Source organism: Zhongshania sp., assembly GCF_047636175.1.
Classification (GTDB): Bacteria; Pseudomonadota; Gammaproteobacteria; order Pseudomonadales; family Spongiibacteraceae; genus Spongiibacter.
In genome coordinates this window covers 44,677-59,982 of the sequence record NZ_JBLIKC010000025.1, presented here as the reverse complement: position 1 = coordinate 59,982, position 15,306 = coordinate 44,677, and the positions used below count along the sequence as shown (strand labels likewise).

Below are 15,306 nucleotides of genomic sequence, written 5' to 3'. Positions count from 1 at the left end.
TAATAAGCGCCCCGGTTATCGAGATCATCCCTAAAGAAGCCATCTAAGCTACCCACTCTACTAACATATTCTCGTATTGCCAACTTTACAACTGACTAGTACTCTCGAATAGACCGCACAATATTTTACGACTCAATATTGCCTCCCAGCTCTGATATACAAAGATCAAGCCAAGACGAGATTTATTTACAATTTGTTTTACTTCGATAATGGAGGTTTAAATAACGTACCGATAAGCTCTCCCCATTTCCTCCATCCTTGCCGACCAAAAAACCCCTGAAATCATCGATTTCCATTATACCCAGAGAGCTTGGTGACGGTTCATACCTACCTTTTGTAATAAATATGGAAATGGTATTTTCTCTGTTAACTTTAATTTCAGTATCTGCTGTCTCTATATACCTTTCAACTTACCTCACTTGATCAGACGCATTCAGTTTACTCTCAATTACAATTTGCTTACTTCCGTCGGAAATATACAAGTCTATTTGATACTATCCACCATCCGGGCAATATTCCTTTTTAACAAGCACAGGTACTTTTTCTCGCAGTAGTCCGTCATAAACTGTATCAAAAGTTAATTAGTTAATATCAGCGGCTTTTAAGCTGAAACCGCGCGGAACTATTGCCACTTTCTTGTCAAATGCCGCCACGCTAGACGAATATAAATCCAGCACGCGCTCGCCGCCAAGTCCTGAGGAAGGAGATACTGGGCGATTCCACTGGGCAACTTACTAGAAAATGCCCTAGAGGCAATAATATAAGCAAGCGCCTCAAATGGATTCATGGGTTCAGCTCGGTTATTGTGCTCCACCATATAGGACCAACCGGTGGGCTTACTCCGTTCATCTAAGACAATTGGATGAGTTGCACTCAGCTCATGCAGATCCCTCTGTATCGTTTTTTGGGTAACCAAAAAGCCCGCATCAGATAAAAAGCCCATGAGCCGATCCGTTGATATCTTTGTGGGTTCTCAAGGTATGAGACTAAGCATAGTCATAATCCTCTCGGTTTTCTTGCCCATATTGCTACCTCTAAAAGATATCACCTTAACTACTAGCTGCGACAGAAAGCGTCGCAGCAATATGGAGAATATCGGCATCAAAAATTAATTGCGAGAGAGTACGTATGAATTTAGCTCTTGCCTTGGGTGGCGCTGGAAAAAACACCCTCAATCAGATTTTACCAAGATTGCTCGTTAGCAATATCACCCCGTTATATATCAATACGAGCGGCAAATTGCTTAAAGCAATAGTCGATAAAAATAGACTGATTATAGACACCAATGATATTTCATTGAGCCGCAGCTACTTCACCTCAAATATTAAATCAGAATTGGCACAAATTTTCGTGAATGTTAAGAGCTGTTTTATCGTGTGTGGTCTTGGCGGTAAGCGTGACAATGCTATTCCCGCCTTACTCCACTTTTCACAAAGAAGCGGGGCGTTCTTAAATTTAATTATCTACTCACCACTTTCGTTTGAACGAGATCGCATTCTAATTTCTGAAGTACAGCTTAGAGACATAGCCCCTCTTCTGCCTAATCTCGCTGGATACAAAAAAATCGCTATGTAGACACACTAATGCAGAAATCGAAATCAATCTCTAAATCATTTTTTGAAAATATTGCGCTTAATGTCGAGCTATACATTGTCAGAAATCCTGAAGATCAGCGACTGCGAACGACAATCACTACCCTCCCATCTGGGACGGAGCATCTCTAATACTCCTTTTTGCAGATGCAATTCTATAAACAGGCAGCTGGGCAGAAAAATTGCCCGTAACATATCTAGATGCGAACTCAGATTTTCATGAAAAAAATATTTATGATTATATTGGATTATCTCTCAGGACGAATAGAAAAAATCACAACGAGACAAACTCGTGGATTCAAACTATTCATGAGGATGTCAGAAACTCATGCGGACTATATCCAAGTAATCGGTTTTATTTGGCGCGCGTCGCAGCAATCGACTCTAAAGCAATTAATCTTGCCCGCCGAAATTTTATTATATATGTTATTTGGTTAGAGCATTGCCGAAGAATTCGCTTATCACCGGAGCAGATGTTGAAATTCATATGCAATGAAGAGCTCGGAATACTAAAAGAGCTAGGTGTACGTAAAGTCGATGAAGCCCTGCTTACTTGTAAAAGAATAGAGAGCAACGTTGTATCGGAGATACCACCCGAACTTATACTCAAATGCTTGATAGATGAGGTTCATCTTAACTTACTATCTAGCGTAATTCATATTAAGAAAAGACACTTCACAATTTCATCAACTCATAGGAAACTGTCAAAACCAGATATTTTGGATGCTTTCGGAAATGAAAAACATATGTGATCAGTTCGCGAAAGCGACTATAGAACCAGCTAGCTGCCGGACCAACTTAAAATTGATCCGGCCGGAACATTGCATCGTGGCCACCATCGACAAAAACAATAGAACCGGCCATAAAACTGGCCTTGCTACTCAGTAAAAAGCAGACCACCTCCGCGATCTGCTCGGGCCTACCAACCGCTCCCATGGGCACGCTGTCACCAAAGTCTTTCATGATCTGCCCAAGGTCCTTATCCGCAAGCACTTTGTCGCTTAGCGGGGTATCGACAATACCTGGTGCAACTGCGTTCAAACGCACGCCTTGTCTAGCGTAGTCCGGCGCATTGCGGCGCAACCAGCAACTAAGCGCATGTTTTGACCCGGCATAGGCGGTATGGGCATCCTTACCATCAACCAGCTCGCATGCAGCGGATTCCTGATCATCGAGTAACAACTTGACGTAATCATCGTGCCCGACCATCGCGGCGGAGTTAGAGGCAATCATCACAACGCTGCCTTTACGTCGCACCAACAAATCCAGCACGCCCTCAGTGACCGCTATTGCGGCAAAGTAATTAACCCGGGTAATCAAGGACAGTGGTCGAACCGACGGACCGAGACCGGCGCAGGGAATAAAGCCATCGAGTCCATTTGGCGCAAGGGCACGAATACCGTCTATCGCCTTTTGACGCCCCGGAAGGTCAGATAAATCAGCGCAGACATCACCCTCGGCAAGATCAACTACAATGACTTGATGGCCAGCATTACGAAGCTGCATCTTAATCGCAGCGCCAATACCGGTGGCACCGCCCGTTAATGCGTAAGTCCCCATTGATTATCCTTATTATTGGATCATTTATTCGACAGCAATCAAACCCTCAGCGCGAGTCAGCTTATTGCGTTCATATTTATGTGCGGGTGTATTTACAACATCCGCTAGCGGCGCAGCCACCCGAGAGCGCTGACTCTGCAGCGGGTCTGCGGCGCCATAAAGCGTATTGCGCTGAAACGGTACACGACCGGCACGGCGAATACGCGCTTCCATAATTTCTGGCGCGGTTTCCTGACCATGGACAGCGCCAGCGGCGCGGGTGATGGTCTCGTTCATCAGGGTGCCACCAAGATCATTGACCCCGGCATTCAATAAAGCCTCGACACCCTGCTCGCCCATCTTCACCCAAGAAGCTTGAATATTATCTATCAGGCCGTTAAAAACCAGCCTAGCAACGGCGTGCATCAACACCGCCTCACGAAAGCTCGGTCCCCGTCGCGACTTACCTTTAAGATAAATTGGCGCCTCTGCGGGCACAAACGGTAACGGCACAAATTCAGTGAAACCGCCCGTTTGCGACTGAAGACGCCGCACTCGGAGCAAGTGGCGCGCCCAAGATTGATAATTATCAACATGACCATACATAATAGTCGCCGTCGAGCGCAGCCCCACCTTGTGGGCCGCCGCCATCACCGCGAGCCATTGCTCGGTATTTATTTTATCCGGGCACAATACAGCCCGCACTTCATCGTCCAAGACTTCCGCAGCAGTGCCGGGCAAGGTATGCAAACCCGCCTCTTTAAGCCGCTGTAAATAGGTCTCTAAATCTAGGCCCAATGTTTCAGCGCCCTGCCAAACCTCTAAAGGCGAGAAGGCATGAATATGCATATCCGGCGTCGCTGCGCGCAATGTCGCCACAATATCAAGATAGGTTTGGCCGGTGTACTCGGGGTGTATACCGCCCTGCATACACACCTCAGATGCACCGCGCTGCCATGCTTCAAGAGCGCGCCGCGATATCTCCTCACCGGACAAATCATAGGGCCGGCCGCGCAAATTCTCACTGAGCTTGCCTTTAGAAAACGCGCAAAACTGACATTTGAAATAACACACATTAGTGTAATTAATATTTCGCGTGACTACATAGCTGACCTGCTCACCACAGCGCTGCTGACGCAACTGATCGGCAGCCCTGCAGACGGCGGAAAAATCGCTTCCGCGGGCGCTGAATAACCGCACAATATCATTTTCGCTCAACGCCTCTGCGCGCAGTGCGCGCTCAAGTAAGAGGCTTATATCGCTGGATATTGGCGCATAGCTTTTCAAAAACTCGGGCTCTGCACGCAGTAAATTAAGCTCGGCGGCAGGAGCATCAATGTCTTGACCGGCAACCCAGCACTCGTCCTTGGGCAAGCCTTGTGTGTCGCTGTAATGGAGCACTTTGGTATGTAGAGCGGGGTCTAACCACCGCTTATAATCGCGCACGTATTGGGGGTAAATAGTCAGCCGCTCATGCAAGTGTTTACCCGCACCCGCGGTTTCTTTCATCAGAGTTTCTAAGTGTGGCCAAGGCGCCTCGGGATTGACAAAATCAGGTGTCAGCGGCGATACACCACCCCAGTCATTAAGTCCCGCTGCCACTAATTGCGGCAGCACGCCGGGGCTCAAATTTGGCGGAGCTTGAATACTCATCTGCGCACCAAAAATCAAGCGCGCAACGGCGATAGTCCACAACAATTCATTCAAATCTGGCTCAGGAGCGGACGCCATTTTAGTATTCGGCTTGGCTCTAAAATTTTGAACGATGATTTCTTGGATATGGCCGTAGCGCTGATGTAACTCACGCAAGGCTAGTAAAGACTCCACCCGTTCGAGACGAGTTTCACCAATACCAATGAGTATGCCAGAGGTGAACGGCACCAACGCCCTACCCGCCCGCGCAATCGTTTCCAAACGCAGTACCGGGTCTTTGTCAGGCGAGCCATAGTGAGGCATACCTTTTTCACACAAACGGCTAGAGGCCGATTCGAGCATGATTCCCATTGAGGCAGATACCGGCCGCAACATCGCTATTTCTGCATCATCCATGCAACCAGCGTTAATATGTGGCAGCACATTAGTCTCTGCCAGTACCCGCGCTGCAACATGTGCAAGGTATTGCAGTGTGCTAGCAAAACCCATTTCCGCGAGCGCGTCCCGAGCCGCCTTGTAACGCAATTCCGGTTTCTCACCCAAGGTAAATAAAGCTTCTTTACAACCCATACTCTCGGCAACCTTAACTTGCGCTAGCACCTGCTCGACGGGTAAGTATGCTTGCTGTATTTTTTTAGGGGTTTTTGCAAAGGTGCAGTAATGACAAACATCGCGACATAAATGCGTCAACGGAATGAAGACCTTGCGAGAATAACTCACACCATTGTAAAAACCGCGGTCGCGCAATTCTGCCGCCGCAAGTATCAGCGCTTGAGTTTCTGTCTTGTCCGCCAGTAACAGGGCGTGTTCCGCGCTCATGCCATGGTCGCCGACGTCCGCTAATAAAGACTCAACTGTAATTGCCTGTGCTATCGCGTTCATACCGCACTCCACAGTTGTAGAGATGTATTTGCGGCTTCGCCACCCAGTCGTCGCAAGCGCTGCGCAATACCGTCTTGATACAAATACCCCAGCGTTCGCTCAGCGGCGTCGCTAGGTACCATCGCCAGCAACCGCAGAAGATCGTCTTGCGTGTCAATATCTTGCGCCAGTCCCGGTAAAGAGATCACCTGCGCAGGCAGCTGCATGGCCGCAGCTGAAGCGTAATGCGCCGCACAACTGCCGGGGCCATAGGCCAAGACCGGCGCCTTAGCAGGGTCGCAAACCACAATATTACTGCCGAAGCCATGACGATCAGTGGCAATACTTACCGCCGACGGATGGGTTTTCATTAATAGCCGATGCTGTTCAATCAGTGCGTTTAATTCTTGGCTACCCAGCAAAGGCAAATCGCCATGCACAACCATTGCTGGAGTAACGCGGGAATGGTTGTCGGTAAGCTCAGCCATTTTGCCCAATGCCGAGCCGACCACGGCATTCAGTCCACTTGCACCTAAGCTGCGCTCAGACCAGCAATCAGTACCGTAGTGCTCGGCCAACAGCTGGGCGGCGGGATCATCCGATACCACCACAATACGCTCAAAACTCGGATGCACGGTCAGTACCGTGAGTACATCCTCAACCATGGCGTGAAATAAGGCCCGTCTTTCAGAAACATTCAAACTTCCCGCGAGACGCTGTTTGGCCTGTACAAAATCTTTTAACGGCAATAGTGCCCACATAGTGTTACACGCTTTTATCCGGTTACTTTTATTATCAAAACGTTTCGGCAACTGCATCACCGAAGGTGTTTAAGCGCTATAGCTGGCGGCAAAACCCAACACGGCAACTGCAAGCGCAATCTTACTACTGAGATCAGTCATCAAGGTCGGCGCCACGCACACTTTAATACCTAATGCCTCAATATCGTCGGCATATTGTGCATCGGCTTCATCAAGTACAAAGCCATCGAGTAAATCACCGTAATACTCTGCTACCGCAAAGGCCGTCGCTGGCATATCAAGTTCACGCATCATTTTTGCCGCCGGCCCTTTCACAGCCCGGCCGGCAATAATAGGCGACACGGCAATCACCGGCGCCGATGACTTCATCAGCAAACGCCGGCATCCCGATAAGCTCAATATTGGGTCTATGCTAACAAAGGGATTGGACGGGCAAACCACAATGGCGGCTAGGGCCTCATCCATCAATAAACTGTGTACCTGCGGATTTAATTGCGCGTCGTCCGCACCTTCAAAATGTAGTTCTCGCACTTCCGGTTGGCATTGATCACGCACAAAATATTGCTGAAAGTCTAACCAGCCTTGATCGGTATTTACCTTGGTGGCAACCGACTGTTCCGACATCGGTAGCAATATATGCTTTATACCCAAGCCTGCCGCAATCTGCTGGGTCACCGCCGACAACGACTGGTCGGCGCGTAAAAGCTGCGTTCTTAGTATATGTGTCGCTAAGTCTTGGTCACCTATTTGAAACCACTCATCGCCGCCGAGCCTGCGCATGGCGATGAGAGTACGCCAAGTTTCATCGCGCAAACCCCAACCGCGCTGCTCGTCATTTAAATCTGCAAGCGCGTACATCACCGAATCTAGATCGGGGCAAATACGCAGATCCCAATAATCGAAATCATCACCGGTGTTCGCAACAATGGTTAGTTGCTCAACGGCCAATAAGGCGGCTAAACCACGGCATAATTTAGCACCACCAACACCACCACTTAAGGCCAGCACCTTGCCGCCTAAGTGCGACTCTAGGTTAGCCATTAGCGGAACATATCCTTTTCTCGATCACGAATTAAGCTTGCAGAACCGGCAGCCGACGGGCGTAATTTTGCCCCGCGAATTAGGACTAAAGGCAGTGCCTCATCGCCCTGCCCCATCATAAAAGAGGCCGCCGCCGCCAACTCATCGGCCACCGCCACTTCGGTGACCTCAAGTGGTCGGCCGTATAAATCAGCTTCACCGACTCTATTTTCCAGCGCTTCAAAGCCGGCGGTAGCAATCGCAAACCCGACGGTGCCATTGCGCCAGGCACGACCGGCACTGTCATTGATAATAATATTCACACCAACGCCAGTGCTCGCCAATAATGCCGAGCGCAGCTCTGCGGCGCTGCGGTCCGGGTTTTCTGGCAACAGCAGTAAACGCGGATTGTCGTCATCACTATTAATATTAGAGCGATCAATCCCGGCATTAGCGTGCACATAGCCAAGTACATGCTCGACGATAACCACACCCGGACGCTTACGAATAATCTCGCGAGACTCATTTAACACAATCTGCATATGACGGGAGTCTTTATCACATTGTCCGGCTAGCTCAACAGCTTGAGCGCTCGGCTCTACAACGTTTAAATAGGCATAGCGCCCCTCGGCTTTGGACACGATCTTTTGTGCCAAGACCAATACATCACCGACTTCCAACACCAACTCTGAGGCGGCCAAAGCCGCCAAAATAAGTACCGCTATATCATCACCGGGCTCCACCAAAGGAACACCCGGCAATGCATGAAGACTAAGCGAGGGTGTCATAACTGAATTAATGATCCAAACCCGTTAACTTAATACCGGCGTGACATTTATATTGTTTATTTATAAAAATAAGCAACGATGTCATGGCCTCTACAGCAGCGGCATTGGCGATGCTCCCAGCATGAAACCCGCGCAAACCAGCAGCCTCAACCAATTCGATTACCTTGGCGCGGGCTGCTTTATTGTCACCACAAACCAGCACATCACAATCCATACCTTGCCCATCTTGCAAATGTATCGCTGCCACATTTTGGAATGCCGACACCACGCTGACGCTCTCGCCCAAAATATTTTGAGCAATCTGGCCAGCTGAACCTTCAGCAGGCAACTGCACCCGCGCTACTTTTGGCGGGACTAATGGCACAGTAACATCGATCAGTATTTTACCTTCCAAGGCCGCTTTTACAGTGAGAAGGGTGTCCGCATGGTGGGCAAACGGAACCGTCAAAGCAGAGATATCCGCCGCTGCTGCTGCCGCCACATTATCCATAGCTGCTACCGACACGCCCTCTATACCGCGCTCTTGCATCAATTCTCGCAGCGCCTGGGCCGCCGCCTCGGCTTTTTCTTGGGTACGCGACCCAATAATAATAGGGTAGCCGGCCTCAGCCCAACGGCGCGCCAAGCCAGTACCCAAACCACCCGTTCCACCAAGAATTGCCACAATGGCTTTGCTTTCAGTCATTCGAAACTCTCTCTTTAATGATGCAATTATTAGACTTAGCAATGGCCGCGAAAATCTCTTCGTAAGCAGCCAAGACTGTCAAAACATATTGTGTTTGCAGATTAGTGTATACGTCTTAATCCACCGCGAATACTGTCAAAAACGGTCTATTTTTAAACAAATAAGATCGTTTTACTCGCCCCACTTAACACCCAAGGCATCACTCAAATAAAAAGCTGAGACCTAGCGGGTTTACATCAAAGTGCTTCTCTAAAAAAGGAGCTCAGTCACCACAGTTACGCATTTTAGATTAGTCCTTTCAGACTAGCCGCTGCCCGAGTCAGCAAGATTCCTCGCCATATGGGCGTCTTAGACCAGACATTAAAAGTAACACCGAAGCAAATCCGCTTCCGGTAGCATAAAAATGCGTTAAACTTGGACCAATTAAACTTAGCTAAATTTAGGGGGTAATACTCTAGAAAAGCGCCTTAGCAAGTCGACAGCCAACTTAAATATAAAAATCACTTAATGTGTAGTGCGGAGTTAGAATGCAGGACAAGTTAGATTTCAACGGCAAGATCGTTATCGTTACCGGCGGTGGCAAAGGGGTTGGTAAAGGTATTACTGAACGCTTCCTGCAGTGTGGCGCAAAGGTGATTATCTGCGGCCGCAACAAACCTGAAATACTTCCCAGTGCAAACGGCGAAAATGCCGTATTTTTCCCTTTGGATGTTCGCGATGTTGACGCAATTCAACTGTTTGTAGATACCGTTGTCAGCGACTTTGGCGGCATCGACGTGCTCATTAATAATGCTGGCGGCGCACCCGCTGCAGATGCTGCGACGGTCTCTCCGCGCTTCTCAGAATCCATTATCCGCCTAAACTTACTCGCCCCACTGAATTTTTCACAGTCCTGCAATAAAGTCATGCAAACTCAGAATAGTGGCGGCGCTATTATTAATATCGCCTCGGTGAGCGCAGTACGCCCCTCGCCCGGCACCGCAGCGTATGGTGCTGCCAAGGCAGGCCTAGTCAGCTTAACAAGCTCCCTCGCAGTAGAGTGGGCACCTAAGGTGAGAAGTAATACCATCATCGCCGGTCTAATCCGCACAGAGCAAGCCCATCTTCACTATGGCGACGAAGCAGGTATCGCCGCTGTCGAGAACACCATCCCGCTGGGTCGAATGGCGTTACCCGAGGATATCGGCGACGCCTGTGTATTTTTAGCCAGCGATCTTGCCGCATACATAAGCGGCTCGACGCTAACGGTACACGGTGGCGGCGAAAAGCCCGCATTTTTAAATGCCGCCAACGCAGATTAAGATCGACTGCACATTTCTGGCTGGCTACCGCTTGCAACTCAAATTTTATCATCCCAGCTCAATCCGGCGCCTGTCGGACTGGGAGGTAGTGAATTACCGCAATTCGCTACGCAAACTATGTATACCCACTTCGGTAATCTCGAATAATCATGCCGGCCCCTGAGGAGTACATTGGCTAACAAGTAAGGCGACTTGAAACTACTCAACGCGACGATCTGGCATCGCCTGCCCACGACAATTAACGAGGCGCGACATGACACCTAGACAAATTACGATAGTACAAACGCAGCTATCTACGGTGAAATCTATCGGCAAGCCCTTTGCCAAAATGCTCTACGCGCGGCTATTTCAATTATCGCCAGATCTCAGAACACTATTTGCGGGCGGCAGCCGTAAAGACCGCCAACTCATAGACACGCTCTGCACTACCGTGAACTCATTACAAAATATGGATGGACTCAAGGTGGTAATCCATAATGTCGGTCGGCACTACAATGACTTAGGTGTAGGCGAACGCCATTACGATTTTTTTATGCAAGCGATGCTGGAAACCTTAGAGATGGCGCTGGGCGACGAGTTCAGGGATGAGGTGAAGGCCGCATGGCTAAACCTACTAACTACGCTAAAAAACACGCTGCTTGAAGCCAGTCACTACCACGAAATTCAACACCCTGCCTGGGGCAGTGAAGTACCGATGGCCTTGGTGGATCAAGGGCTGAGAAGAATCAGCGCTTGTCAATCAATGCCGTTAAAAATATTAGCGTAGCCGAAATGGAGTCTGACGCCACATAGTCATCCGCACCATTTCCCACGGCGCGCGTTATGCATTGCATTGTAATCTGACCACTGCCGGAATGCAGCCAGACTAAACCACTCACATTAGCCAAAACCGTAAACCAGAACACCAATCGAAAAGACACTTTCTTGGTTTTATGACGCAAGCGTTGCTGTGCAAAAAATGCCCCAGGCCAGCCGCCAGAAAGAGATAATAGCTGCAGGGTTTTTTCTGGTACTCGCCAAGTTCCTACCAGAGCCGCTTTTTTATCCTTAGCATAGTAGAAGTAATTCACTAAACTAAGGCATAAAATTAACAGCGCAATCAGTGGCGGTGTATATCCAAGATAATAAGACAGACCCAAAAACAAACTCACTATAGCGACAATAACGTAAGCGATTCTCATCGTATTAGCTCTACTAGTCATTGTTATAAACAGCGGGATTTATTACGCCATTACAATAAAGACCCCAGAAAATGGAGCCTTTAAATATCAAACTAATAGTATTTACAATATCAGTTAACTCGCACTATTTTTAAGGTATTAGTGTGTCCATCCATACCCACTTGATCACCGCTGGTACCTAGGATTAAATCGTCAGTTTCAACATGCCCTTGCAAGCGAATAGCCTCCACGCAGCCGTCAATTTCAATACCTGCTGAGGGGCTGGCAATGGCATAGACACCGCGATATAAACTGACACGATTACAGGTGGAGGGATTGCGACTAAAGGCAAAAATAGGAATACCCGAGGTCAGTCGAGACATCAGCAATACGGTTCTACCGGTCTCAGTCATTGACACTATGGCTTTAACGCCGACTTGATGGTTGGCCGCATACACGGCGCTCATGGCGAGCGTCTCTTCAACGGATTCGAATTTACGCTCAAGCCGGTAGCTAGACTTACGCGCTGAGGGATACAATTCCGCGCCCTCGCAATTGCGGGCCATGGCTGTGACGGTTTCTACCGGATATAAGCCCGATGCGGTTTCTGCCGACAGCATCACGGCGTCAGTACCATCGAGGACGGCATTTGCCACATCAAACACTTCAGCGCGGGTGGGAACCGGACTGCTGACCATCGACTCCATCATTTGCGTGGCGGTAATAACGGGACGGTTTAGCACTCGCGCGCGTTTAATAATGAGCTTTTGGAGACCGATTAAACTTGCATCGCCGATCTCTACACCAAGATCACCCCGAGCCACCATCACGCCGTCACAGGCGAGAATTAGTGCATCCAGATGCTCGTCAGTTGCGACCGCCTCGGCCCGCTCTATCTTGCCAATAATATGCGCAAAGCAGCCTGCACTTTCCAGCTTAAGCCGGGCATCGTCAATATCTTCTGCACTGCTAGGAAAGGATACTGCGATGAAATCGAGATCCATTGTTGCCGCCAGTTTAATATCTTCCATATCTTTATCGGTTAGCGCTGGCGCTGATAAACCGCCACCCAAGCGGTTAATCCCTTTGCGGGAATGCAGCTTACCAATACTTTCTGAGCGACAAAATACTTGCTCGCCAACAACTTTATCAACGCGTAAACGAAGCCGACCATCGTCGAGCAACAAAATATCACCCGCACTGACTGAGCGCGCTAAGGGCTCATAATCTACCCCAATATGACTCGCATCACCCTCGCCATCGGCGAGCTGAGTATCCAATATTAGTTCCATGCCCTTTTCAAGTTCAACCGGATCCACTGCCATCTTGCGCAGGCGAATCTTCGGCCCCTGCAAGTCTCCCAACAAACCAACGTAGCATCCCGCCTCGGCAGCCAACTCACGTATCAGCGCGGCGCGAGCTACGTGCTCAACTGCAGTGCCGTGAGAAAAATTCAATCGAAATACGTTAACCCCAGCGCTAATCATCTCAGCAAGAGTTTCTCGAGAGTCACAAGCGGGTCCGACCGTGGCCACAATCTTAGTTCGACGCATGAATGGCGCTATCCTTTGAATAAATATTGAGGAAAATCGATATGTTACACCTCTAACTCGCTGACAGCGACTAAGCAAACACTTGGTTTTATGACCGCCGCTATTTACTAATAAACAGTCAGCTAAATTTTGAACATAAAAAAACCCGGCAGAGCCGGGTTTCGGTGTAGCGCTATAATATATTCAAAGAAAATAGTCACCGTTATCGATACCCAAACCCAGACCACCAAGATTGCGGGCAAAGCTGGTAGGATTATTCGCAACGTGGGCTCTGGCGGTGTGAATATCAAGGAAACGCTGCTGAATCTCACTACCAAGAAATACCGACTGACCACCGGCCACTTCAAACAGTGAGTCGATAATCCCAATGCTCTTAGTGATAACCAACGATGCATGATAGCGATAACGAGCGCGGTCTTCGACCGGAATAGCTTGGCCTGCTTCAGCCATGGCCATCATGGTATCGAAATTACCAAATAGCAGCGCCTCCATTTCGTCAATACCGTTTACCGCAGCGGCAATTCGCTCTTGAACCTGAGTATCACCAGCAAGTTTAGTAGGATCACCACTCGCCTTATTCAGTACCGCATGCTTATAGAGTTCTATCGCAGCTTTACACGCACCAATTGCCGGGGTACACACCACGCGGATAAACGTTTGCGCCCAGGGTAACTGATATAATGGCGCGGTATTGAGCGCCTGTCCGGGATTTGTGCAGGCAAAACCGTCAGTTTGCTTGTGGGTCATATAGTCCGGCACAAACACATCATCAACCGCAACATCATTGCTGCCGGTACCCTGCAAACCCATAGATTGCCAGGTATCAATGATTTTATAATCACTCTTGGGCACCAAAAAGGTCCGGTAGCCGTCACCTGGAATGATTGCACCCAGCAAAGCCCAGGTGCAGTGATCACTGCCACTAGACCATCCCCAGCGACCGCTAAGCTTAAAGCCACCGTCAACAGCGGTCACCTTACCCATCGGCGCATAGGATGACGAAACCCGAGTGTGAATATTGTCACCCCAGATCGCCTGTTGAGCGCGATCATCCATGATGGCAAGTTGAAAAGCATGAACCGCAATAATCCCACACGCCCACGCCGTAGACATACAGCCTTCGGCCAAGGCAATTTGCATGCGGAAAAAATCCTGTGGTGTCAGCTCAAGTCCACCGTAGCGTTTAGGCTGTAAGGCAAGAAAAAAGCCGATATCCTGCAATTCGTCTATAGAAGCCTGCGGTACTCTGCGCAGTTCTTTCGCTTCTTGCGCCCGCTCGCGCAAACGCGGCTGCATCTCGAATATCGCCGCCATCATGTCGGCAACTGAAAACATCTTTGGATCACTTTTAGCTTGCGCTACGCTCATCACATTTCTCCTTTACTCATTCTATTGGCAAGGCGACCATCATATTGTAACTCGCCCAACCATGACGCAAATCGATACGACCATCCGTCGCAGTAAAAACCAAATCCAGACTACGCGTCTGGCATATTAAATTTATGGCCCCACAAACTTGGCAGGCTAGTCACTGTTGGGGTAAATCCATCCCAATCCATTTGTAAACCGTCAGTTCCAAACTCCATGGCAAAACCGGTGGGCGTTGCCATATAGAAAGACAACATATTGTCATTAGTATGACGACCCAAAGTAGACACCACAGGGATCTCTGCCGCTTCAACACGATCCAAGCAATAACCCACTTCATCAACATCGGTTACTTCTAGCATCAAATGGACACAGCCGACAAGATTAGCCTGATCTTCATACAGCGCCAGGCTGTGATGTCGGGGATTATTCACGTGCATAAAATGCAGGCCCTGCCCCGGATCAGCAGGATCTGGCGAAAATTTGAAATGCATATAATCGCTATCACCAAAGCCTAGCAGATCTTTGTAGAAATCGTGGGTCTCACCTAGCTTTGCCGCAGGCAGCACCGCGTGGCCAAAACCCATATCGCCGTTAAAGCCGGTTTCAAAACCTGAGATACCTTTTGGCGATATAAATTTAGCATAATCCAGCTCGCCACCCCAGAATAGCTCAAGGCCATTACCGGAGGGGTCTTGCAGGCGAATCAAGCCGCGCACCCGACGTGCTTTTGCGTCCGCCTCAGAACCCTCTTCAAATGCAACACCCGCGGCCTTTAACTCAGCCTTTGCGGTGGTAAAACCGGCTTCGTCTGCCAGCTCCCAGCCACAGCGAGCCAGTCGATTCTGATCTGACTTCACAATGGCAAACCGGTAGGGCCGGGTATCCATCTTCAAATACACATTGCCATCCTGGGGCATGGTCGGTGCAACCATTAACCCCAAGATATTACTGCCGTACTCTAACCACTGCTCCGGGTTCGTTGACTCAATAACCACATAAGCTAAGCTGCGAACATCCATTAC

At 49.1% G+C, this 15,306-nt stretch carries 14 protein-coding genes; 3 read left to right on the top strand and 11 right to left on the bottom strand.

Annotation, left to right across the window (positions count from 1 at the left end; all coding sequences use genetic code 11):
- Nucleotides 1–622: 622 nt before the first annotated feature.
- Complete coding sequence (locus tag ACI955_RS14260) at nt 623–943, bottom strand: hypothetical protein (RefSeq protein WP_415244414.1); 321 nt, start codon at nt 941–943, stop codon at nt 623–625.
- A 185-nt stretch (nt 944–1,128) separates the two neighbouring features.
- Between ACI955_RS14260 and ACI955_RS14255 the strand changes: the two genes are divergently transcribed.
- Nucleotides 1,129–1,575, top strand: coding sequence for a hypothetical protein (locus ACI955_RS14255; RefSeq protein ID WP_415244413.1), 447 nt, complete (start codon nt 1,129–1,131; stop codon nt 1,573–1,575).
- Between the two features lie 815 nt (nt 1,576–2,390).
- Here ACI955_RS14255 and ACI955_RS14250 read toward each other — a convergent pair.
- From ACI955_RS14250 to npdG, 6 genes are read right to left on the bottom strand one after another with little or no spacing between them, the layout of a single operon-like run.
- A complete protein-coding gene (locus ACI955_RS14250) occupies nt 2,391–3,152 on the bottom strand; it encodes an SDR family oxidoreductase (RefSeq protein ID WP_415244412.1) in 762 nt (253 codons plus the stop codon).
- Between the two features lie 24 nt (nt 3,153–3,176).
- Nucleotides 3,177–5,666: a 5-amino-6-(D-ribitylamino)uracil--L-tyrosine 4-hydroxyphenyl transferase CofH gene (gene cofH / locus ACI955_RS14245; RefSeq protein ID WP_415244411.1), complete on the bottom strand. Its 2,490-nt coding sequence runs from the start codon at nt 5,664–5,666 to the stop codon at nt 3,177–3,179.
- Complete coding sequence (cofC, locus tag ACI955_RS14240; RefSeq protein WP_415244410.1) at nt 5,663–6,457, bottom strand: 2-phospho-L-lactate guanylyltransferase; 795 nt, start codon at nt 6,455–6,457, stop codon at nt 5,663–5,665. Before cofC ends, cofH begins: the two co-directional genes overlap by 4 nt.
- Nucleotides 6,458–6,475: 18 nt before the next feature.
- A complete protein-coding gene (cofD, locus tag ACI955_RS14235; protein WP_415244409.1) occupies nt 6,476–7,447 on the bottom strand; it encodes a 2-phospho-L-lactate transferase in 972 nt (323 codons plus the stop codon).
- On the bottom strand, nt 7,447–8,214 hold the full coding sequence (gene cofE / locus ACI955_RS14230; RefSeq protein WP_415244408.1) for a coenzyme F420-0:L-glutamate ligase: 768 nt from the start codon (nt 8,212–8,214) through the stop codon (nt 7,447–7,449). The genes cofD and cofE overlap by 1 nt, the downstream gene beginning before the upstream one ends.
- Nucleotides 8,215–8,221: 7 nt before the next feature.
- Nucleotides 8,222–8,899: an NADPH-dependent F420 reductase gene (gene npdG, locus ACI955_RS14225; RefSeq protein ID WP_415244407.1), complete on the bottom strand. Its 678-nt coding sequence runs from the start codon at nt 8,897–8,899 to the stop codon at nt 8,222–8,224.
- Nucleotides 8,900–9,426: 527 nt separating this feature from the next.
- Here npdG and ACI955_RS14220 point away from each other — a divergent pair.
- A complete protein-coding gene (locus ACI955_RS14220; protein WP_415244406.1) occupies nt 9,427–10,200 on the top strand; it encodes an SDR family oxidoreductase in 774 nt (257 codons plus the stop codon).
- A gap of 253 nt (nt 10,201–10,453) precedes the next feature.
- A complete protein-coding gene (locus ACI955_RS14215; RefSeq protein ID WP_415244405.1) occupies nt 10,454–10,966 on the top strand; it encodes a globin domain-containing protein in 513 nt (170 codons plus the stop codon).
- On the opposite strand, the gene ACI955_RS14210 is transcribed toward ACI955_RS14215, so the two are convergent.
- The 4 genes from ACI955_RS14210 to ACI955_RS14195 all read right to left on the bottom strand — a co-directional run bounded on the left by ACI955_RS14210 (nt 10,926) and on the right by ACI955_RS14195 (nt 15,303).
- Complete coding sequence (locus ACI955_RS14210) at nt 10,926–11,381, bottom strand: DUF1294 domain-containing protein (protein ID WP_415244404.1); 456 nt, start codon at nt 11,379–11,381, stop codon at nt 10,926–10,928. The two genes, ACI955_RS14215 and ACI955_RS14210, sit on opposite strands and share 41 nt — an antisense overlap.
- 110 nt (nt 11,382–11,491) lie before the next feature.
- The gene (gene pyk, locus ACI955_RS14205) at nt 11,492–12,913 is read right to left on the bottom strand and encodes a pyruvate kinase (RefSeq protein ID WP_415244403.1); all 1,422 of its coding nucleotides are present in this window, start codon (nt 12,911–12,913) and stop codon (nt 11,492–11,494) included.
- A gap of 183 nt (nt 12,914–13,096) precedes the next feature.
- Nucleotides 13,097–14,281: an acyl-CoA dehydrogenase family protein gene (locus ACI955_RS14200; protein WP_415244402.1), complete on the bottom strand. Its 1,185-nt coding sequence runs from the start codon at nt 14,279–14,281 to the stop codon at nt 13,097–13,099.
- A gap of 110 nt (nt 14,282–14,391) precedes the next feature.
- A complete protein-coding gene (locus ACI955_RS14195; RefSeq protein WP_415244401.1) occupies nt 14,392–15,303 on the bottom strand; it encodes a VOC family protein in 912 nt (303 codons plus the stop codon).
- Nucleotides 15,304–15,306: the final 3 nt, after the last annotated feature.

Excerpts from the sequence above, each read along its gene's own strand:
- ACI955_RS14200 (WP_415244402.1), bottom strand. The coding sequence starts at position 14,281 with ATGAGCGTAGCGCAAGCTAAAAGTGATCCAAAGATGTTTTCAGTTGCC.
- cofE (WP_415244408.1), bottom strand. The coding sequence starts at position 8,214 with ATGACACCCTCGCTTAGTCTTCATGCATTGCCGGGTGTTCCTTTGGTG.
- ACI955_RS14255 (WP_415244413.1), top strand. The coding sequence starts at position 1,129 with ATGAATTTAGCTCTTGCCTTGGGTGGCGCTGGAAAAAACACCCTCAAT.
- cofH (WP_415244411.1), bottom strand. The coding sequence starts at position 5,666 with ATGAACGCGATAGCACAGGCAATTACAGTTGAGTCTTTATTAGCGGAC.
- ACI955_RS14260 (WP_415244414.1), bottom strand. The coding sequence starts at position 943 with ATGGGCTTTTTATCTGATGCGGGCTTTTTGGTTACCCAAAAAACGATA.
- ACI955_RS14250 (WP_415244412.1), bottom strand. The coding sequence starts at position 3,152 with ATGGGGACTTACGCATTAACGGGCGGTGCCACCGGTATTGGCGCTGCG.
- ACI955_RS14220 (WP_415244406.1), top strand. The coding sequence starts at position 9,427 with ATGCAGGACAAGTTAGATTTCAACGGCAAGATCGTTATCGTTACCGGC.
- ACI955_RS14215 (WP_415244405.1), top strand. The coding sequence starts at position 10,454 with ATGACACCTAGACAAATTACGATAGTACAAACGCAGCTATCTACGGTG.
- ACI955_RS14210 (WP_415244404.1), bottom strand. The coding sequence starts at position 11,381 with ATGAGAATCGCTTACGTTATTGTCGCTATAGTGAGTTTGTTTTTGGGT.
- cofD (WP_415244409.1), bottom strand. The coding sequence starts at position 7,447 with ATGGCTAACCTAGAGTCGCACTTAGGCGGCAAGGTGCTGGCCTTAAGT.
- ACI955_RS14195 (WP_415244401.1), bottom strand. The coding sequence starts at position 15,303 with ATGGATGTTCGCAGCTTAGCTTATGTGGTTATTGAGTCAACGAACCCG.
- npdG (WP_415244407.1), bottom strand. The coding sequence starts at position 8,899 with ATGACTGAAAGCAAAGCCATTGTGGCAATTCTTGGTGGAACGGGTGGT.
- pyk (WP_415244403.1), bottom strand. The coding sequence starts at position 12,913 with ATGCGTCGAACTAAGATTGTGGCCACGGTCGGACCCGCTTGTGACTCT.